The sequence below is a fragment of the Streptomyces smaragdinus genome (assembly GCF_009604385.1).
Classification (GTDB): domain Bacteria; phylum Actinomycetota; class Actinomycetes; order Streptomycetales; family Streptomycetaceae; genus Streptomyces; species Streptomyces smaragdinus.
In genome coordinates, this window is sequence record NZ_WEGJ01000002.1 from 502,672 (window position 1) to 521,998 (window position 19,327).

General features: G+C 73.2%; 17 protein-coding genes, 1 pseudogene and 2 riboswitches. Of the genes and pseudogenes, 3 read left to right on the forward strand and 15 right to left on the reverse strand.

Translation table 11 applies throughout. The features are described from left to right. Positions 1–30: 30 nt before the first annotated feature. From SRB5_RS05850 to SRB5_RS05860, 4 genes are read right to left on the reverse strand one after another with little or no spacing between them, the layout of a single operon-like run. On the reverse strand, positions 31–966 hold the full coding sequence (locus SRB5_RS05850; RefSeq protein ID WP_153450311.1) for a cobalamin biosynthesis protein: 936 nt from the start codon (positions 964–966) through the stop codon (positions 31–33). Next, positions 963–3,377, reverse strand: a complete 2,415-nt coding sequence (locus tag SRB5_RS37410) for a cobyrinate a,c-diamide synthase (RefSeq protein ID WP_323377129.1) — start codon at positions 3,375–3,377, stop codon at positions 963–965. The genes SRB5_RS05850 and SRB5_RS37410 overlap by 4 nt, the downstream gene beginning before the upstream one ends. After that, positions 3,374–3,988, reverse strand: coding sequence for a cob(I)yrinic acid a,c-diamide adenosyltransferase (gene cobO, locus SRB5_RS35820; RefSeq protein ID WP_194292846.1), 615 nt, complete (start codon positions 3,986–3,988; stop codon positions 3,374–3,376). Before cobO ends, SRB5_RS37410 begins: the two co-directional genes overlap by 4 nt. After that, positions 3,988–5,997, reverse strand: coding sequence for a VWA domain-containing protein (locus SRB5_RS05860; RefSeq protein ID WP_153450313.1), 2,010 nt, complete (start codon positions 5,995–5,997; stop codon positions 3,988–3,990). The genes cobO and SRB5_RS05860 overlap by 1 nt, the downstream gene beginning before the upstream one ends. A 29-nt stretch (positions 5,998–6,026) precedes the next feature. Continuing rightward, positions 6,027–6,174: riboswitch (cobalamin riboswitch) on the reverse strand. Positions 6,175–6,228: 54 nt separating this feature from the next. On the opposite strand from SRB5_RS05860, the gene cbiE reads away from it, so the two are divergent. Further along, positions 6,229–7,461 (forward strand): precorrin-6y C5,15-methyltransferase (decarboxylating) subunit CbiE, encoded by a 1,233-nt coding sequence (cbiE, locus tag SRB5_RS05865; protein WP_323377130.1) that lies wholly within the window; start codon positions 6,229–6,231, stop codon positions 7,459–7,461. On the opposite strand, the gene SRB5_RS05870 is transcribed toward cbiE, so the two are convergent. The 10 genes from SRB5_RS05870 to SRB5_RS05915 form a co-directional block, all read right to left on the reverse strand. Beyond that, a complete protein-coding gene (locus SRB5_RS05870; protein WP_323377131.1) occupies positions 7,433–8,185 on the reverse strand; it encodes a cobalt-precorrin-4/precorrin-4 C(11)-methyltransferase in 753 nt (250 codons plus the stop codon). The genes cbiE and SRB5_RS05870 overlap by 29 nt on opposite strands. Beyond that, entirely contained in the window at positions 8,182–9,696 is a 1,515-nt protein-coding gene (locus SRB5_RS05875) for a precorrin-2 C(20)-methyltransferase (protein ID WP_323377132.1), read from the reverse strand. The genes SRB5_RS05870 and SRB5_RS05875 overlap by 4 nt, the downstream gene beginning before the upstream one ends. After that, entirely contained in the window at positions 9,693–10,352 is a 660-nt protein-coding gene (locus tag SRB5_RS36290; protein WP_153450315.1) for a precorrin-8X methylmutase, read from the reverse strand. The genes SRB5_RS05875 and SRB5_RS36290 overlap by 4 nt, the downstream gene beginning before the upstream one ends. Further along, a complete protein-coding gene (locus SRB5_RS37015) occupies positions 10,349–11,194 on the reverse strand; it encodes a nitrite reductase (protein WP_153450316.1) in 846 nt (281 codons plus the stop codon). The genes SRB5_RS36290 and SRB5_RS37015 overlap by 4 nt, the downstream gene beginning before the upstream one ends. Positions 11,195–11,250: 56 nt before the next feature. Beyond that, positions 11,251–11,453, reverse strand: a riboswitch (cobalamin riboswitch). Positions 11,454–11,555: 102 nt separating this feature from the next. Next, the gene (locus SRB5_RS05890) at positions 11,556–11,972 is read right to left on the reverse strand and encodes a nuclear transport factor 2 family protein (RefSeq protein WP_153450317.1); all 417 of its coding nucleotides are present in this window, start codon (positions 11,970–11,972) and stop codon (positions 11,556–11,558) included. Positions 11,973–12,049: 77 nt separating this feature from the next. Then, positions 12,050–12,799, reverse strand: a complete 750-nt coding sequence (locus tag SRB5_RS05895) for an SDR family NAD(P)-dependent oxidoreductase (protein WP_153450318.1) — start codon at positions 12,797–12,799, stop codon at positions 12,050–12,052. Positions 12,800–12,900: 101 nt separating this feature from the next. Then, a complete protein-coding gene (locus SRB5_RS05900; RefSeq protein WP_323377133.1) occupies positions 12,901–13,332 on the reverse strand; it encodes an Rrf2 family transcriptional regulator in 432 nt (143 codons plus the stop codon). 145 nt (positions 13,333–13,477) lie between these two features. After that, on the reverse strand, positions 13,478–14,146 hold the full coding sequence (locus SRB5_RS05905) for a hypothetical protein (protein WP_153450320.1): 669 nt from the start codon (positions 14,144–14,146) through the stop codon (positions 13,478–13,480). Between the two features lie 142 nt (positions 14,147–14,288). Further along, a complete protein-coding gene (locus SRB5_RS05910; RefSeq protein WP_323377135.1) occupies positions 14,289–15,053 on the reverse strand; it encodes a YqjF family protein in 765 nt (254 codons plus the stop codon). 160 nt (positions 15,054–15,213) lie between these two features. Then, entirely contained in the window at positions 15,214–16,680 is a 1,467-nt protein-coding gene (locus tag SRB5_RS05915; RefSeq protein ID WP_153450322.1) for an MFS transporter, read from the reverse strand. A 204-nt stretch (positions 16,681–16,884) separates the two neighbouring features. Between SRB5_RS05915 and SRB5_RS05920 the strand changes: the two genes are divergently transcribed. Then, positions 16,885–17,778 carry an RNA polymerase sigma-70 factor gene (locus tag SRB5_RS05920; protein ID WP_153450323.1) on the forward strand — a complete coding sequence of 298 codons (894 nt, stop codon included), beginning with the start codon at positions 16,885–16,887 and terminating at the stop codon, positions 17,776–17,778. Positions 17,779–17,895: 117 nt separating this feature from the next. Then, on the forward strand, positions 17,896–18,264 hold the full coding sequence (locus SRB5_RS05925; protein WP_153450324.1) for a cupin domain-containing protein: 369 nt from the start codon (positions 17,896–17,898) through the stop codon (positions 18,262–18,264). 83 nt (positions 18,265–18,347) lie between these two features. Here SRB5_RS05925 and SRB5_RS05930 read toward each other — a convergent pair. Continuing rightward, positions 18,348–19,233 (reverse strand): annotated as a pseudogene (locus SRB5_RS05930) (NAD(P)-dependent oxidoreductase). Between the last annotated feature and the right edge of the window lie 94 nt (positions 19,234–19,327).

The following is a 19,327-nucleotide window of genomic DNA, read 5'->3' on the forward strand; positions in this document are numbered from 1 at the left end:
TGCGTCGGGCGCGCGGGTGGGCTCACTGGATCACCGGCGTGTCCGGGCATACCGCGCCGCTGCCGCCGCGGCGCAGCAGCAGGCGGCGAGCAGCCCGATGCGGCGGGCGAGGGCGTTGGCCCGGGGGATGTCCGCGGGCCGGGGGCTGCGGCCGTCGCCCATCGGGGGACGGTGTTCGGTCCGGCCGCCCGGGTAGTGGTTGGTGCCGCCGAGCCGGATGCCCAGGGCCCCGGCGACGGCGGCTTCCACCACTCCGGCGTTGGGGCTGGGGTGTCCGGCCGCGTCCCGCCGCCAGGTCCGGCGGGCGCTGCGGGCGCGGCGGGGTGCGGCGGCGAGGGTGAGGAGGGCGGCCAGGCGCGATCCCGGGAGGTTGAGCAGATCGTCGAGGCGGGCCGAGGACCAGCCGAATCTCGCGTAGCGGGCGCTGCGGTGGCCGACCATCGCGTCCAGGGTGTTGGCCGCGCGGTACGCCAGCAGCCCCGGCACTCCCGCGACGGCGCCCCAGACCAGCGGGGCGACGACCGCGTCGGAGGTGTTCTCGGCGACGGACTCGACGACCGCGCGGGAGATCTCGGCGGCGTCCAGTGCGCCGGTGTCCCGGCCGACCAGGTGGGTCAGCCGCCGCCTGGCCGCGGGGAGGTCGCCCGCGGCCAGGTGCCGGTGGACGGCGGCGGCCTCGCGTTCGAGGGAGAGTCCGCCCAGGACGGTCCAGGTGGCCGCGGCGGTCAGCGCGGTACGGGCGAGCGGGCGGGCGGCGACGTGCTCGGCGGCTGCTCCCAGTACGGCGGCCCCGCCGACGAGGAGCGTCGTGTGGACGGCACCGCGCAGCCGCGAGTCGCCGTACAGGCGCCGCTCGACCGCGAGGGCGACCGTGCCGAAGGCCGCCACCGGATGGTGCCGACGCGGGTCGCCGAGGAGCCGGTCGGCGGCCCAGCCGAGGAGGAGTCCGGCGGCGCGGCTTCTCATGACGGGACCACCGCCGCGTCGAGGGCGCCGAGCAGACGGTCCGTGGTCCCGGGCGGCCGGACCGCGATCCGGGCCCAGGCGGGGTCCAGGCCGGGGAAGGTGTCGGCGCGGCGGACGGCGACGCCGCGTTCGCGCAGGGCGCCGCGTGCGCCCTCGCCGAGGCGGGCGAGGACGAAGGGGGCGGTGGACGGGACGGCTGCGATGCCGCGTTCGCGCAGGCCGTCCTCCAGGTGCTCCCGCCAGCGCGTGAGGGCGGCGGTGCGGTCTTGGGCCTCGGCGGCGGCCGTGGTCGTCAGGCAGGCCACGGTGGCGGCGACGGCCGGTCCGGACACCGACCAGGGGGTCTGGAGTGCGGCCAGCGCGCCGACGGTCCGCGGATCGCCGGTGACGTATCCGGCGCGGATCGCGGGTATCGACCAGTGCTTGGTCAGGCTGCGGATCACGAGCAGGCCGTCGAGCCGCTCGCGTACCAGCGACTCGGTCTCGCCGGGGACCGCGTCCATGAACGCCTCGTCGACGACCACGAGCCGCCCGGGGCGCAGCAGCGACCGTACGGCGGTGGCCGGGTGCAGGACGCCGGTGGGGTTGGTGGGGTTGCCGACGATGACGAGGTCGGCGTCCTCGGGGACGGCGGCGGGGTCGAGCGCGAAACCATCCTCGGCGTGGCACAGGACGGTGGTGACGGTTCGTCCGGCCTGTTCGAGGGCGGCGTGCGGTTCGGTGAACTGGGGGTGTACGACGACGGGGCGCCGCCAGGGCCGCAGGCGGGCGATCAGGGTGAACGCCTCGGCGGCGCCGGCGGTGGGCAGCACCTCGGTCTCGGGCCGGTGGTGGTGGCGGGCGAGGGCGGTGCGGGCGGGGGCGGCGTCGGGGTAGGCGCCGGCCGCGTCCACGGCGTTGTGCAGGGCGCGGTCGAGCCAGGCGGGGCGGGGGCCGGGGAAGACGTTGACGGCGAAGTCGAGCAGTCCGGCGCCGGTTTCGGCGTCGCCGTGGTGGCGCAGCGGGTGGGCCACGGGGGTCTCGGGCTCTGCCCTGATGACGGGGGGCGCGGGTACGAGCGGGCGTGCGTGGTGGACGGCGTCGGCGAACCGCTGGGCGAGGCGGGGGTGTCCGGCCCAGTGGACGTGCAGGTAGGAGGCGTGGAGGGTGGCGGAGGCGAAGCCCTCGGGGCCGTCGTCGAGCCGCCAGGCGGCCTCCTCACCGGCCCCCGGTGAGGTGCGGGTGCGATGGAATTCGTGGCCGCTGACCCGCTCGCCGGCCCGGGTGAGGAGCGAGTCGCCCGCGGCGACCGCGACGGGGTAACGCAGCGTCAGGCGCTCGGTCATGACCGCGTCCACGGGCAGCGCACCGGCCATCGGCACGCCGTCCAGGGCGCGGGCCAGGCAGAGCAGTCCGGCGCACTCGGCGACGGTGGGCGTGCCCGCCTCCACGGCGCGGCGCAGGTCGTCCAGCAGGCCCCGGTTGGCGGCGAGTTCACCGGCGTACATCTCGGGGAAGCCGCCGCCCAGGTAGAGGCCGGCGGTGCCGTCGGGGAGCGCCGGGTCGGACAGCGGGTCGAAGACGGCGATGTCGCAGCCGGCGGCCCGCAGCAGTTCCTCCGTCTCCGGGTAGCGGAAGGTGAAGGCCCGCCCGCCGGCGACGGCGACGACCGGCCGCCCGGTGCCGGGGGAGCGGACCTCGTTGCCCGGCCGCCAGGGATCGGCGTCCAGGTCCGGGGCGGTGGCGGCGGTCCGCAGCAGTGCGTCCAGGTCGAGGTGGCGTGCCACAGCGGCGCCGAGGCGTTCCACCGCGCGGGCCGCGCCGTCGCGTTCGGCCGCCGGGACCAGTCCGAGGTGCCGGGAGGGTACGGCCAGCGACTCGTCGTACGGCAGCACGCCCAGGACGGGCAGGCCGGCCCGTTCCACGGCCCGGGTGATCTCGGCGGTGTTGCGGGCGGAGCGGGCCCGGTTGAGGACCACTCCGGCGAGGCGCACCCGGGGGTCGAAGGCGGCCATGCCGGCGACGATCGCCCCGGCCGACCGGGAGAGCCGTGCCACGTCGAGGACCAGGACGACCGGGCTTCGGGTCAGTGCGGCGACATGTGCCGTCGAGGCGAAGCCGTCGGTGCCGAGCCGTCCGTCGTACAGGCCCATGACGCCTTCGATCACGGCCACGCCGGCGGGCGCCGGCACGGAGGCGCCGTGGAGCAGCAGCGGTACGACGCGTTCGGCGCCCACCAGATGCGGGTCGAGGTTGCGGCCGGGGCGGCCGGTGGCGAGGGCGTGGTAGCCGGGGTCGATGTAGTCGGGGCCGGTCTTGTGGCCGCTGACCTCGTGGCCGGCAGCGCGCAGGGCGGCCATCAGGCCGGTGGCGACGGTGGTCTTGCCCTGGCCGGTGGACGGGGCGGCGATCACCAGGCGGGGGAGCGTCACCACTCGATGCCCTTCTGGCCCTTGCTGCCGGTGTCCATGGGGTGCTTGACGTTGCCCATCTCGGTGACCAGGTCGGCCGCGGCGAGCAGGCGGGGGTCCGCGCGCCGGCCGGTGATCACCACGTGCTGGTGGCCGGGCCGGTTCGTCAGGGTCTCGACGACCTCGTCGACGTCGACCCAGCCCCAGGCCATGGGGTAGGTGAACTCGTCGAGGATCAGCAGGTCGTGGGTCTGCGCCGCCAGCCGGCGGGTGACTTCCCGCCAGCCCTCGGCGGCGGCCGCCGCGTGGTCCCCGGCTTCCCCGTGCTTACGGGTCCAGGACCAGCCGGAGCCCATCTTGTGCCATTGAACGGGGCCGCCCTCCCCGGTCTCCTCGTGGAGCCGGCCGAGGCGTTCGAGGACCGTCTGCTCCCCGATGCGCCACTTGGCGGACTTCACGAACTGGAACACCCCGATCCGCCATCCCTGGTTCCAGCCCCGCAGGGCCAGACCGAACGCGGCGGTCGACTTTCCCTTGCCGTCACCGGTGTGCACCATCAGCAGCGGCCGGTTGCGGCGCTGACGGGTCGTCAGTCCGTCGTCGGGGACGTTCAGCGGCTGTCCCTGTGGCATCAGGCCGCTCCCGTCGAGGTGGTACGCAGGCGTACGGCGCCGGCCAGCGTGTCGGCGCTGACCTCGGCGACCGGCAGATGCTCGGCCCGCAGCCGGACCGCCAGCCGTGCGGCCAGACCGAGGCGCAGCGGTCCGCTCTCGCTGTCGACGACGGTGGTGGTGACGTCCAGGGCGGCCAGGTGGTCGGCCGCCCGGAGCGATCGGGCGACGGCGTCGGCGCCGTCGGTGGCCCGGCCGTCGGTGACCACCACCAGCAGCGATCGCAGCCGCGGGTCGCGCAGGCGTTCGCGGTTCAGCACCCGGGCGGCCTCGAGGAGGCCCTCGGCCAGCGGGGTGCGGCCGCCGGCGGGCAGCCGGTCGAGGCGGGCGGCGGCGACGTCGACCGAGTGGGTCGGCGGCAGCAGCAGCTCGGCCCGCCGGCCGCGGAAGGTGATCAGGCCCACCTTGTCACGGCGCCGGTAGGCGTCGAGGAGCAGCGAGAGGACCGCGGTCTTGACCTGCTTCATGCGCCTGCGCGCGGCCATCGAGCCGGAGGCGTCGACGCAGAAGAGGACCAGGTTGGCCTCGCGTCCCTCGCGGACGGCGGTCCGCAGGTCCTCGGCGCGCAGCCGGATCCGGCCGTCGGCGGCGTCGGCCCGGCCCCGGGCGGCCTGCCGGGTGGCGGCGGCCCGCAGCGTCTCGACGAGGTGCAGGCCGGCGCCTTCGGCCGAGGCGGGGGCGGCGGCGCCGATCCGGCGGCCGGTGTCGGACAGCGCGCGGCTGCGGCGGCCGGCGGCTCCGGGGCCGACGCCGCGTGCGGTCAGCAGCCGGGGCCGGTAGGGCGCCGCGGCGGTGACCGGGGCGGTGCCGGACGGCTGCGAGGCGCCGCCGCCCGACGGCGCGCCGGTGTCTTCCCCGGCGCCGTCCGTACCCGGCGCGTCCTCCGGCCGGCCGGGCCCGTCACCGTCCGGCGGGGTGGGGGGCGGCGGCGGTTCGGGTGCGGGGTCCTCGTCGCCCAGGACGCTGTCGAGCAGCTCCTCGTCCAGCCCGGGCGCGTCGAAGGGGTTGCGCCGCCGCCGGTGCGGCAGCGTCAGCAGCGCGGCGCGGCGGATGTCGGCCCGCAGCACCTCGTCGCGGCCCTCCCAGGCGGCGTGCGCGACGGCGGTGCGGGCGGTGACGAGGTCGGCGCGCATCCCGTCGACCTCGAACGCGGCACACACCTCGGCGATCTTCAGCAGCGCGGCCTCGGTCAGCCGCACCGCGTCCAGCCGCTCCCGCGCGGCGCCGATCCGGTCCCGCAGGGCCTGCTCGGCCGGCTGGTGGCGGGCCAGGAACGAGGCGGGGTCGGCGTCGAAGCCCAGGCGCCGGCGGACGACCTCGGCGCGCAGCGCGGGGTCGCGGGGCGCGGCGACCTCCACGGTGAGCCCGAACCGGTCGAGCAGCTGCGGACGCAGCTCGCCCTCCTCCGGGTTCATCGTGCCGATCAGCACGAACCGCGCGTCGTGCTCCACGGAGACGCCGTCGCGTTCGACGCCCACCCGGCCGCTCGCCGCGGCGTCGAGGAGCAGGTCGACCAGGTGGTCGTGGAGCAGGTTGACCTCGTCGACGTAGAGGATGCCGCGGTGGGCGCGGGCCAGCAGTCCCGGTTCGTACTCGACCTTCCCGTGCGACAGCGCCCGTTCGAGGTGGAGGGAGCCCAGGACCCGGTCCTCGGTCGTGCCCACGGGCAGTTCCACGAGCCGTACCGGGCGGGTGGTCCGCGCCGTGCCGGGGGCGAAGGGGCCGTCGGGGGAGGAGGCGTCCGGGTCGGCCGGGTCGGCGGAGAAGCGGTCGCCGGTGTGGACGTCGATCGGAGGCAGCACGGCGGCCAGCGCCCGTACCGCCGTGGACTTGGCCGTGCCCTTCTCGCCCCGGACGAGGACGCCGCCGATCCGCGGGGACACCGCCGTCAGGACCAGGGACAGGCCCAGGTCGTCCAGCGCGTCGGCCGCGCAGCCCAGGACCGCGGAAAACGGATACTGCAATGGCATGTTGAGGCTCCCGCTCGCTCGCCACCGTCGTTACGTCGGGCGCGAGGCCGGTCTTCGGACTTGCCGGGTCCCGGCACTCCATGGCGGAGCGCGGGCTCGGTTCACCGCAGCGGGCCTGTGCCGGAATCTCACCGGCTTCCCAGATTCTCCCCGACGACCGTCACCGCCGTTTCCGGCGGGTGGGCCGAGGGGGCACCTCGTGCCTGTCGAACCACACGATAGCTTGAGCCGGTGTCACGAACGATTCACCCGCACGGAGCAGCGCCGGTTCACGTGGTCGGCATCGGCGCCGACGGCTGGGACGGCCTGGGCGCGGCGGCCCGCGCCGAGGTCCTGGCGGCCGACGTCGTCCTCGGCGGCCGGCGCCACCTCGCGTCGCTGCCCGACGCCCCGGGGCAGCGCCGGGAGATGTGGCCTTCGCCACTGCGCGCCGGCCTCACGGACCTGCTGGACTCCTTCGGTACGGCCTCGGTGGTCGCGCTGGCCTCCGGCGACCCGCTGCTGTCCGGCGTCGCCACCACCCTCATCGACCTGCTGGGCGGCGACCGGGTCACCGTCCGGCCCGCCGTCTCCTCCGTGGCGCTGGCCCGCGCGGCGATGGGCTGGCCCGCCGAAAGCCATGCGGTGGTCAGTGTCGTCGGACGCGACGTCGCGCTGGTGCACCGCGAGTTGGCGCCCGGCCGCCGGATCCTGGTGCTCTCCTCCGACGAGCGGACCCCGCGCCGCGTGGCCGGGCTCCTCGTCGCATCCGGTTACGGAGACAGCCGGCTGACCGTCCTCGGCGACCTCGGCGGCGAGCACAGCAGCCGCGAGGATGCCCCCGCCCGGCTCGTGGCCGAAGGGGACGACGACTTCCCGCGCCTGAACGTGATTGCCGTCAGCTGCACCGGCCCCCGGATCGGCGGCTGGACCCCGGGCCTGCCGGACGATCTCTTCGAACACGACGGCCAGCTCACCAAACGGGACCTGCGCGCGAGTGCCCTCGCCCGCCTCGCCCCGACGCCCGGCGAACACCTGTGGGACGTCGGCGCGGGCGCCGGCTCGATCGGCATCGAGTGGCTCCGCACCCACCCCGCCTGCACCGCCACCGCGATCGAAGCGGACCCGGAGCGCGCCGCCCGCATCGCCCGCAACGCCTCCCGCCTCGGAGTCCCCGCACTCCACGTCGTTCACGGCCGCGCCCCCCAGGCCCTGGACGGACTGCGCACCCCGGACGCCGTGTTCGTCGGCGGCGGCGCCACCCGCCCCGGCGTCCTGGACACCTGCCTGACCGCACTGCGTCCCGGCGGCCGCCTCGTCGTACACGGCGTCACCCTGCAGACCGAGCGACTCCTCGCCGACGCCTACGGCCGCCACGGCGGCGAACTCACCCGCATCGCCGTGGAGACCGCCGCACCGGTCGGCACCTTCACCGGCTGGACCCCCGCCCGCACGGTCACCCAGTGGGCCTGGACCAGCGGCTGACGCTGTACAGGTACGACTCACCACCCGCGGACGGCTCCAGCGCCCGCCCCACAAGGATCACCGCAGCCTGCCGCAGCCCGGCCCCCTCCACGGCGTCCGCGATGCCGGCGACCGTGCCGCGCAGCACCGCCTCGCCCGGCTGGCTGGCCCGGTACACCACGACCACCGGACAGTCCGCCCCGTACTCGGGCTCCAGCTCCGCCATCAGCTCCCGCGTCCGGGTGACCGCGAGATGCAGCACCAGCGTCGCCCGCGTGGCCGCGAACGCCGCCAGCGACTCGCTCCCGGGCATCGGCGTCGAACGCGCCCGGGTCCGCGTCAGCACCACCGACTGCGCCAGCAGCGGCACCGTCAGCTCCCGCCCCACCAGCGCCGCCGCGGCCGCGTACGCCGGAACGCCCGGGGTGACGTCCCAGGGGACGTTTGCCGCGTCGAGCCTCCGGGTCTGCTCGGCGAGCGCGGAGTACAGCGACAGGTCCCCGGACCCGAGTCGCACGACCTCGAGCCCGGCCCGGTGGGCGGCGACCATCCGTCCGACGATCTCGTCCAGGTCCAGGCGCTGGGTGTCGACCAGTTCCGCGCCCGGGCTCACATGGCCCAGCACCTCGGGGTCGAGGTAGGTCCCGGGATACAGCACCGTATCGGCGGCCGCGAGCAGCCGGGTCGCGCGGACGGTGAGGAGATCGGCCGCGCCGGGGCCGGCTCCCACGAAGTGAACGGTCACGGCGCCTCCACGCGGTCGCCGACGAACCGCGGTGTCCACACGCCCGCCGGGCCGACCCGGGTGGCGTCCGCCCCGATGATCAGCAGGCACTTCATGTCCACGCGCGCGGGGTCGAGCGCGTCCAGGGTCGTGACGTCGAGCGCCTCCTCGGCGCGGCCGATGTCGCGGCCCACCACCACGACGGTGTCGGGCCTGCGGTGCTCGAGGAGGATCCGCCGCGCGGCGGCGATCTGTTCCGTACGCGATCGGGACGCCGGGTTGTACAGGGCCAGTACGAAGTCCGCCCCGGCCGCCGCGCGCAGCCGCCGCTCGACCACGGCCCACGGCTTGAGCCGGTCCGACAGCGACATCACCGCGAAGTCCGCGCCGATCGGGGCCCCTGCCCGCGCCGCGACCGCCTGCACCGCGCTGACCCCCGGCAGCACCCGGACCGGGACCCCGGCGAAGGCCGGGTCCTCCGCCGCCTCGAAGACCGCGGAGGCCATCCCAAAGACACCCGCGTCACCGCCCGACACCACCGCGACCCGTTCCCCCGCCCGGGCCAGTTCCAGGGCGTGACGGGCCCGGTCCACCTCGACGGTGTTGCCCGAGGCGTGCCGGGTCAGCCCCGCCCGCTGCGGCACCCGCGCCACGTAGGGCCCGTAGCCGACCACATGGTCCACCCCGGCCAGAGCCGCCGACACCTCGGGCGTCAGCCAGCCGTCCGGTCCCGGGCCCAGGCCCACGACGAGCAGCTCGGCGGCGGGCCCGGAGGGCTGCTCCGGCTTGTGCTTGTCGCGCGACCGGCGCCCGTTGCGTGAATCGCCCGTGACCACGACCAGCGAGAAGTACGGCACCGAACCGGCGTCCACCTCCCGCACCGGCAGCCACCGCTCCTCCGGCAGCGACGCACGCTCCACGTACAGCGCGTGATCGAGCCGCCCCGCGGCCTCCAGCGCCCGCCGCACAGCCGGGAACGTCCGGCCCAGCTTCATCACGATCGCCGCGTCGGTGTCCGCGAGCCGCCGGGCCAACTCCGGCTCGGGCAGCGTTCCCGGCAGCACGGTCAGCACGTCCGTCTGCCGTACGAGCGGACTCGCCGCGGCCGCGGTCGCCGCCGCGAAGGCCGGAACACCCGGCACGATCTCCGTCGGATACCGCTCCGCCAACCGGTCGTGCATATACATGTACGAGCCGTAGAACAGCGGATCACCCTCCGCCAGCAGCACCACATGCCGCCCCGCGTCCAGATGAGCCGCCAGCCGCGCCGCCGACTCCTCGTAGAACTGGGCCAGCGCCCCCGCGTATCCACCGGGATGGTCGGTCGTCCCCGTGGTCACCGGGTACGTCAGCTGCTCCTCGACCACCCCGTCCGGGAAGAGCCCGGCAGCGATCCTCCGCGCATGGGACTCCTTGCCGACACCCGCGTGATACGCGACGACATCGGCGTCCCGGATCAGCCGGGCCGCCTTGAGAGTGATGAGCTCCGGATCGCCGGGCCCGACACCCACACCCGAAAAACGGCCGGTCACTCTTTCTCCTGAGCCAGTGCGTTGAGCGCGGAGGACGTCATCGCCGAGCCGCCGCGGCGGCCCCGCACCGTGACGTACGGAAGGCCCGTACCGTCGGCGAAGTCGACCAGGGCCTGCTTGGACTCCGCCGCGCCGATGAAGCCCACGGGGCAGCCGACGACCGCGGCCGGACGGGGCGCCCCGTCATGGAGCATCTCCAGCAGATGGAACAGCGCGGTCGGGGCATTGCCGATCGCCACCACGGCACCGTCCAGATACGGCTCCCACAGCGAAACCGCCGCCGCGGTGCGGGTCGTACCCCAACGGCGGGACAGCTCGGGCACCCGCGGATCGCCCAGGAGACACAACACCCGGTTGTCCTTCGGCAGCCGGGCCCGAGTGACACCGGTGGCGACCATCGTGGCGTCGCACAGGATCGGCGCACCCGTCTCCAGCGCGCCGCGCGCGGCCCCGACCAGCCGGGGATGGACGACCAGATCGTCGGCGAGGTCCACCTGCCCACTGCCGTGAATCATCCGCACGGCCAGCTTCTCGGCGTCTGCCGGCAGCCCGGCCAGATTCGCCTCGCGCCGGATGGCGGCGAAGGAATCGACGTAGATCGCCGGACCACTGTCGACGTAGGAGTACCGGCGCGTCGGCCGGCGAAGCCCGCTCAACGCTCCTCCTCCGGTACGAACACCCCGCGCCAGGGCGTGACGACGACCTCGGACACACCGGCGGTGAGCTCAGCGACCTCCCCGCGGTCCATCCCGTCCGGCGTGACCTCGACATGCCGCCCCCCGGCCACCGGGCCGAACGCCGGGACGGGGGCGGGTACGGGCAGTCGGGGATCGGGGGCGGCCGGGGCCAGCAGCGGCCCGGAGAGTTCGTCGACGTGCCACGGCGCGGCCGGTCCACCACCGCGCAGCTCGGCGAAGCGACGCGCGAGGGCGACGAGCCGGGCAGCGGCCTCCTCCCCGCGAACGACCGGCGCCCAGCCCCGGCCGACCCGCAGCTGCGCCTGACCGCCCGGCAGGGCAACCAGCCCCAGATCACACGTCTGCCCGATCAGATCGCCGCGACCGTCGTCCAGTACGAAGAGGAACCGGCCCGGAAGCGTCGCCGCCAACGGGTCCGCGCAGAGCAAAGAATCCAGCTCACCGGCTGTCACCCGCAGGTCGACCAGCCCTCCGGCCACCCCGGTCTGCGGCGACACCATGACGTTACGGACCAGCTCATGACTACGACCGGGAACCAGCCCCGTGGCCTCCAACGCCGCCAGCGCGTCCGCAGCCAGCACCCCATCCGCGCCGGGAAACGCCCGGACCTGCAGATTCGCCCGCGAGGTCACATGCACCCGGCCGTCGCCGAACTCCTCGGCCGCCTCGACCAACCCCCGCAGCGCCGCAGCCGGCACCCGGCCACCGATCAACCGCAACCGCACCAACAACCCGTCGTCCGCCGGCCACGGACGAAACACCCCCGGGCACCGGTCACTCCGGGAACGGATGACTGACATGACGAGAAGACCTTCCGGCCAGGGACCCGTTCGCGGGGCCCGCGTCGACCTGGCGGCGGATGCCGCAAGGGCCAGCAGGTCTTCGGACTCGGGATCGACCGGTACGGAGCGCCTTCCCGGGCCAAAGCCCAGTGGCCGCGGTCCACAACGGGATCCGCATGCTCCAACCGTCCCCCTCACCGCTGCGCGTCAGCCCCGGATTCTCACCGGGTTCCCTGACCCCACTGCGTGGAGCACGACTGGCTGCCGCGAGCTTACCCGCCCCCGGCCGGGCACGAACCCGGCGGGTGAGGCGGGAGGGCCCGCCGTCAGGGTGAAGGCCCACCGGGTCGCGGGAGTCGCCCGTGGACTCCTCTGGGTCTCAGCCGGCGTTGAACGCCTGGTCGACGGCCAGCGTGTCCTCGTAGAGGTGCATGCGGACGATCTCGCCGTCTTCGACCGCCAGGTGCATGGCCGACGGAGTGGTGAACTCCTTTCCGGTGGCCCTGAGGGTGTGTGTGAAGGTCCCCAGCAGCATTACGTCACCGCCGTCGACGAGGATCCGCTCCAGTGCGACCTTGCTCTTGCCGGGTTCGAAGTGGGGCCACATCGTGGTGAAGTACGGCGCGACTTCCTCCCTGTGGGTACGGCGGCCGGTCCAGGGCAGTTCCGCGTTGCCGGGGACGTGCCAGTCGATGTCTGCCGCGAACAGTTCCTGGATGCCGTCCTGGTCCTGCCTGCCGAGGCGCTCCAGGAACTGCTCGGCCACTGCCCGTGAGGTCTGGGTATCGGTTGTCATCGTGCTTGTCCTTGTTTTCGAGGTAACTATTTTTGTTACATTGATGGGCGCGAGTCGATGCGGCTCGGCACCCCGGGCTATGCGCCGTATCCGCCGTCGATCCTCAGTACCGCGCCGGTGACGTAGGAGGCCTGTGGGCCGGCCAGGAAGACGACGCCCGCGGCGATCTCTTCCGGCCTGCCGTAGCGTCCCATTGCGGTGGTCGGAAGGAACATGGATGCGGCGGGACCGTCGGCGGGGTTGAATTCGGTGTCGATGAACCCCGGTTGGATGACGTTGACCGTGATGCCCCGGTGCGCCAGATCGCGGGCCGCACCCCGGCTGAAGCCCTCGAGGGCCGACTTCGTGCCCGTGTAGTACGCCATCCCCTGGAAACCGGCGCGATTGGCCACACCCGAGCTGATGCTGACGATCCGTCCGCCGTCGGGCAGTAGCGGCACCGCCGCCTGGATCGCGGCCACCACGTTGCTGTAGTTGACGGCGAGCTGCCGCTCGATGGCGGCGTGGTCGACGGGCTCGCTGTCGACCGGGCCGCCGCCGACACTCGCGGCCGCGTTGTTGACCAGAATGTCCAGCCTCCCGAACCGGTCGACCACGCGCCGGATCAGGCCCGTCGCCTGCGCCGCGTCCGCCTGGTCGGCCTGGAAGGCCGCCGCACGAACCCCTTTCGCCTCCAGGTCGGCGACCACGGCCTTGGCCTGATCCGCCGAGGACGAGTAACTGATCGCGACGTCGGCTCCTTCGTCGGCCAGCGCCAGTGCTGACGCCGCCCCGATTCCCCGCGATCCTCCGGTGACGATCGCCACCTTGTTGTCCAGCTTTCCCATGGATTCTCCAATTTCCTTGAAATCTAGATGTAACTATTTCTGTTACGTCGGCGGCCGACGGATGCGCCCCACCTCGAGCGGGGGAAGTCGACGATCCGAGGTCAGGGGGCTTTCAGGGTGTCCCGCAGCACGTCCTCCAGCGTGGTCTTGGCCAGCTCCCTGCGAAGGGCGGCCTCCACGTCGTCGTACACGGCGGTCATCGCCGGCCCGATGCCGTGGCCCACGACGCACTGCGGATCCGGTGTCGAGGGATGGAGGGCGAAGAGCGGTCCCGGTTCGATCGCCTCGTAGACGTCGAGCAGGGTGATCGCCGACAGGTCCCGCGCGAGCATCCAGCCCGCCCCCGCACCCCGCCGCGAATCGGCCAGACCGGCCTTGCGTAGCTCGGCCAGCAGACGGCGGATCACCACCGGGTTGGTGTTGACGCTCGTCGCGATCTGCTCGGAGGTGGCGACCTCGTGACCGCGACGCTGATACAGCCCGATCCACGTGAGGGCATGCGCTGCGATGGTCAGCCTGCTGTTGGCGCTCACCTCGGACCTCGCTTCCCTCGATCGTTTCAACCTCGTCGTAACAATAACCGTTACAACAGCTTCCGGCAAATCCCGGCAGGCTAAACCGGCGCCGAGCCGCCTGGGCGCGCACGTGGATTCGCTTCCAGGGGATCCCCGTGAGTGTTCAGCGGGTGAGCAGCGCGTTCAGGGCACCGGTGAGGACGGCGGTGACGAGGAGGCCCCCGGCGAGCAAGCCCGTGCCGACGCCCATGGCTGCCAGGGGTTTGATGTCCGGTTTCATCAGTGTCCTGCCTGCGAGGTGCCGGGCGGCGATGACGGTGGTGATGGCGCCGGCGACGAGGAGGAGCGTGGTCAGGAAGAGGAATCCCTGGAAGCCGGAGTTCGGTTCGTGGGTGGAGTTCTCGTGCCGGCCGTGGAAGGTGACGTCGACGATGAGGTTGTCCCAGTAGGTGGCGGTGAGGGTGTCGCCGGGCTGGGCGGTGTCGTAGACCGGATGGCTGTCCCCCGAGTCCATCTGCACCCACTGCGACGGCCCGCCGTCGCGGGAGATGAGCAAGAGGTAGGGGCGGTTCTTGCCCTTCTCCCGGCGTTCCTTGGCGGTGAGGGTGACCGGCGTCTGTGACCGGCAGCCGGGTGCGGGCTGGGCGGTGGGACACCGGGGCGCCGAATCGTACGCCTGCTGTTTGTCCAGCTTGCCGGGCAACAGGAGGACGGCGAGCGCGAGGCCGGCGAGCAGGAATACGCCGGCGATCGTGATCGACAGTGCGGGTCTGGGTCTGTGCTCGGCGGCCAACGTGATCCCCTCCTGGTGCCCGTCGCGTCGGGCGAACATGATCTTCACACTGCGACTGGGGGACGTCAACGATTCCCGGTCTGTCCCCGCCAGGGGCTGCGGTATCAGTGGTCCGTCGAACCCGGCAGCAGGCCTGTCGGCGGGGACGGCGTTCGGGAAGGGCCTGGAACGTGCGGGGTGCTCAGGGTGTCGGGATGCCGCCGGGGCGGGCCGGCCGGCCGAACCTGACGGGGACGCCGGGGGAGTACAGGACGCTCACCGGCTCGCCCTGCGGTGCGGGGAGGCCGGCGGCGGTGATCAGGCTCTCGTCGCACTCGACGAGTTCGGCGCGGTGCAGGGGCCAGCGGGGGTGGGTGTTCGGGAGGTACAGCTGCCGGTCGAAGAACGCGCTGTGCAGTCCCCAGCGTGCGGTGAGGAAGTGCTCGAGGCCGGTGGGGTCCGGGATGGTCTCCCCGACCCGGACGGTGATCCGGCTGTGTGCCCCGGACGGCCCGGGCCAGCGGCGGCGGCTGGTGTAGCTGATCGTGTCGCTGTCGCGGGTGATGGTCATACGGGACCACTGGTACGGCAGCCGGAACACGGTCCGTCCGACAGCGGCGGGGATGAGGCGGGAGGCGTCCAGGGAGCGGAAGACCACGCCGCGCCGTCCGTGCCCGTCGACGGAGTAGAGGCGGACGTTCGTCTCGGGGAAGGTGCCGAGGTAGGGGATGCCGGGGAGGCGGAGCCAGCCCACGCGGTGCATGCGGAAGGCGACGAGCCCGACGTAGGTCACCCCGTCGAGGGTGTCGGGCACGGTGCCGGCCGGCAGCAGCGGCGCCACGTCGGCCGGGTCGGCGGCCCAGTGGAGGAACGCCAGGTCCAGCCACGACTGCGTGAGCAGCGGGCTCTCCGTGGAGCCGGGTGGGTCGGCGGATATCGGATCCGGCGCGACCGGGGTGAACGTCACGGCGTCCAGCATTTCTGGGCGTCGGCTCGCATCTGTCCCTCTTGATCGTCCGGATCGGCGACCCGTGTAACCGGACCACCGGTCCGATAGTACCGCTCTCCCCGACCCTGGAGCGGACCGTGGCCGGTTCTGTGCGGCGTTACCGTAACCGGGTCGGTGATCAGGCGGGTACGGGCTTGTGGTCCCTCTTCGCGGGCCGGTGTTCGGGTCGTGGGGCGTTCATCAGTACGGCGACGATCAGCGCGCCGGTCAGCAGGATCCCCGCAGCCCAGGTGCCGGCCGTCACGAAGCCCTCCAGCATTGCCGCCCTCGCGACCGCCGGACTCCTCCCGTGGTCGGCCATGTAGTCCGCGGTCGCGCCGGTGGCGATCGTGTTGAGCAGCACGGTTCCGATCGAACTGCTGATCTGCTGAGCGGTGTTGACGCTGGCCGCGGCGACCCCTGCGTCCTGCGGGTCGACGCCGTGGGTGGCGTAGTTGAAGGCCACCGGCATGATCATGCCCGCGCCGAAGCCGAGCAGGAGCCCCGAGAGCAGAACGCCCTCCGCGTAGGGGGTACTGGTTTCCATGGTGCGCAGCCACAGCATCCCCGAGGCGACGAGAGCCAGACCCGGCACGATCAGCACGCGCGGCGCGACCCTGGGCAGCAGCCGGGTGGTGAGCCCGCCGGCCGACAGCAGGACCGCCACGGTCATCGGGAGGAAGGCCACACCGGTCCGGATCGGCGAGTATCCCTTCACCACCTGGAGGTAGTAGGTCATGAAGAGGAACGCCCCGAACATGCCCACCATGGCCAGCCCCACGCTCAGATACGCGCCCCCGCGAGCCCGGTCGGCGACCAGCCGCGGCGGCAGCATGGGCTGCGGAACCCGGCGCTCCACCACCGCGAACGCGGCGAGGAGCACCACCCCAGCCGCCAGCGGACCGAGCACGCCCGCCGAGGCCCAGCCGTCGGACTCCGCCCGGCTGGTCCCGTACACGAGCGCGACCAGTCCGCCGGTCACCAGCAGCACGCCGGGCGTGTCCAACCGCGCCCTGCCCCCGGTGCGCGACTCGCCGAGCAGCGCGGACCCGCCGGCCGCCGCGACCAGCGCGATCGGGACGCTGACGTACAGGCACCAGCGCCAGTCGAGGTAGTCGGTCAGCGCCCCGCCGGCCAGCAGCCCGATCGCCCCGCCCACGGCGGTGACCGCGCCCCAGACCCCGAACGCCCTGGCGCGCTCGTCGGGCCGGGTGAAGGTCACGGTCAGCAGCGACAGCGCGGACGGCCCGAGCAGCGCGGCGAACCCGCCCTGCAGCACACGGGCGCACAGCAGCAGCCCGAACGTGTCCGCCGCGCCGCCGAGCGCCGAGGCGGCGGCGAAGCCCAGCAGCCCGATCAGGAACGTCCGCCTGCGCCCGGTGTAGTCGGCGATCCGTCCGCCGAGCAGCAGCAGACTGCCGAACGCCAGCGTGTACGCGGTGATGATCCACTGCCGGTCACCGTCGGAGATCCCCAGATCCCGCTGGAGCGACGGCAGCGCGATGTTCACGACCGTCCCGTCCAGCACGATCATCAGCTGGGCCAGCGCGATGAAGAACAGCGCGGCCCAGCGCCGCCGACCGGCCTGCGCCTTCGTGGGTGACATGGGTTGGTCCTTACTCGTGGTGCCGCCTCCCGCGCGAACCGCTCGCGCCGCACAGGCTCTGACGATCACCAGACGCCGACGCCCCCGGCCCCGTAACAGCGCGCGTGGTGTGACGTGACTCACCACGGGCGGGCGTTACGCGGCGGCGGGCGGCAACGTCCAGTGGGCGTGCGGAAGACAAGGTCGGACAGGCGGGAGCCGGGGATGAGCGGGCACGGGACGGATCCGGCGACCGAAGTGTTCGTGGCCCATCGCAATCTGCTGTTCACCGTCGCGTACGAGATGCTCGGTTCGGCCGCCGACGCGGAGGACGTGCTCCAGGAGACCTGGCTGCGCTGGGCGGGCGTCGAGCTGTCCGTGGTCCGGGACCGGCGCTCGTATCTGGTACGGATCGTCACCCGCCAGGCACTGGACCGGCTGCGCGTGCTGGGCCGGCGCAGGGAGTCCTACGTCGGACCGTGGCTGCCCGAGCCGCTGCTGACCACGCCCGATGTGGCGCAGGACGTGGAACTGGCGGACAGCGTGTCGATGGCGATGCTGCTGGTACTGGAAACGCTCGCCCCCGTCGAACGCGCGGTGTTCGTACTGCGTGAAGTGTTCGCCCTGGAGTACGCCGAAATCGCCGCGGCCGTCGGCAAGACACCCTCGGCGGTACGCCAGACCGCCTACCGGGCCCGCGCACACGTCGCCGCCCGCCGCCCGCGCGGCGTCGTCTCCCCGGCCCAGACCCGCGCCGCGCTCGAGGCGTTCAAGCAGGCGGTCGAGACCGGCGACCTCCAGCGCCTGCTCGACGTCCTGGCGCCGGACGTGGTCGCCCTCAGCGACGGCGGCGGCATCAGGCACGCGCTGCTGCGGCCCGTCGTGGGGGCCGACAGCGTGGCTCGCCTGCTGGCCACGGGCTGGTGGAAGCGCGACGCCGCCCGGACGGCCGAGATCGTGCAGATCAACGGCGGGCCGGGGATGCTGGTGCGGGCCGGGGGCCGGATCGACGGCGTGCTGGCGGTCCGGGTCGAGGACGGGTACATCACGGGCGCCTACCACGTCCGCAACCCGCAGAAGCTGTCGTACGTGTCCCGGGAGACGACGGTCAGCCGCTGAAACCAACGCCGGCCCCGGAGCCCGCACTCGCGGACGCCACGGTGCATGGCAGGAAAGTACCGCGGAACGTCAATCGAGACACTGGGCGGTGTGTCGGCGCTCGATGACGCTTGCCCCATGACAACAGAGACACCACGAGCGGCAGACACGACAGCGCGCACGGGCGAGCACCCGCCCGACTACGTATGGTCCGCCGTACACGACGCGCCCACACACGAACTGTTCCCCGGTATTCGGCTGCGGCCGCTGTGGAGCGGTGAGAGCGGCGCGAAGGCCCAGGTGCTGGAGATGGATCCGCACACCTGCTGGGACGGCATCGACGTCCACGAACCGGGGCCGGAAGAGGTCTTCGTGGTCTCCGGAGTCTTCAACGACGGCGAGCGGGACTATCCCGCGGGCTCGTTCATCCACGCCCCCGCCGGCTCGTCACACATCCCGCAGACGACGACGGGCTGCACACTCTTCGTCTTCTACCCCGACAGTTAAAGAGTGTTGCGAACGTGCTGGCTCACAGCGTCCCGTCGATGGCTGTGACCAGCACGATTGCTTCGACGGCGGCAGGCGGACGGTCAGTGCACCAGCAGGTCGATCACGCCCGTCAGATCCTCCTCACCGCTGCCTTCGGCCAGGCGGCGGCGCATCAACTCGAAGTAGGGGCTGAGCAGCTCCGGGCTGACACCCTGCTGCTCGGCGGTACTCAAGAAGGTCGGCGTGCCGGCCACCTGCATGGCGAGGCTGGAGACGACGCCCTTGGTGTAGTCGCCGCTGCGCAGCTGGTCGGCGGTCCGGTGAACTGCCGGGGCCATCGCGACGAGCCAGTCGGCAAGCAGCGGGGCGAGCGCCGCAGGGTTGATGTCCTCCTTGCGGATCAGGGCAAAGGCATGCGCGGCCCCGGCGAACATCCCGTACATGGCGCTGAGCAGAGCCACGTCGTGCAGGGCCGCGAAGCCCGCGTCCTCGCCGACGTAGGTGGTGCCGGCCGGAACCTTCAGGGTCTCCTGGTGCCGCTCGAACAGCTCCCGCGAGCCGCTGTAGAAGACGTAGCCGCCGCCTTCCGGGACGCCGATCATCGGAGGCACGGCCATGATCCCGCCGTCCAGGTAGTGGGCCCCACGCTCGCGGGCCCACTCGGCGCGGGCGCGGGCCCGGGCGGGCGTGCTGGTGGTCAGGTTGACCAGGTCCTTGCCGGCCAGGTCGGCGTCGGCCAGCACCTCGCCGACCGATGTGTCGTCCAACAGGCAGACGACGATCAGGGTGTTTGTTGGCTGCGACCGCGTCGGCGGCGGTGTCCGCGACCCGTGCACCCTTGGCGGCGAGTGCCGCGGCACGGGCGGGGGTGCGGTTCCAGGCGGTGAGCGGGTGGCCGGCGGCGAGCCAGGTGCGAGCCAGTGCGGTGCCCATCGCGCCGAGGCCGAGCACCGTGACGGGAGATTTTCCAACAGGGTTATGTGTCATGCCGATTAGGCTGGTCGCAGGGCCTGAGGGGATCAAGTACGCACTTCTGAGTGGGTGGTTACCCAGGGGTGAGCGAGCACGTCAGAAGGGTGGC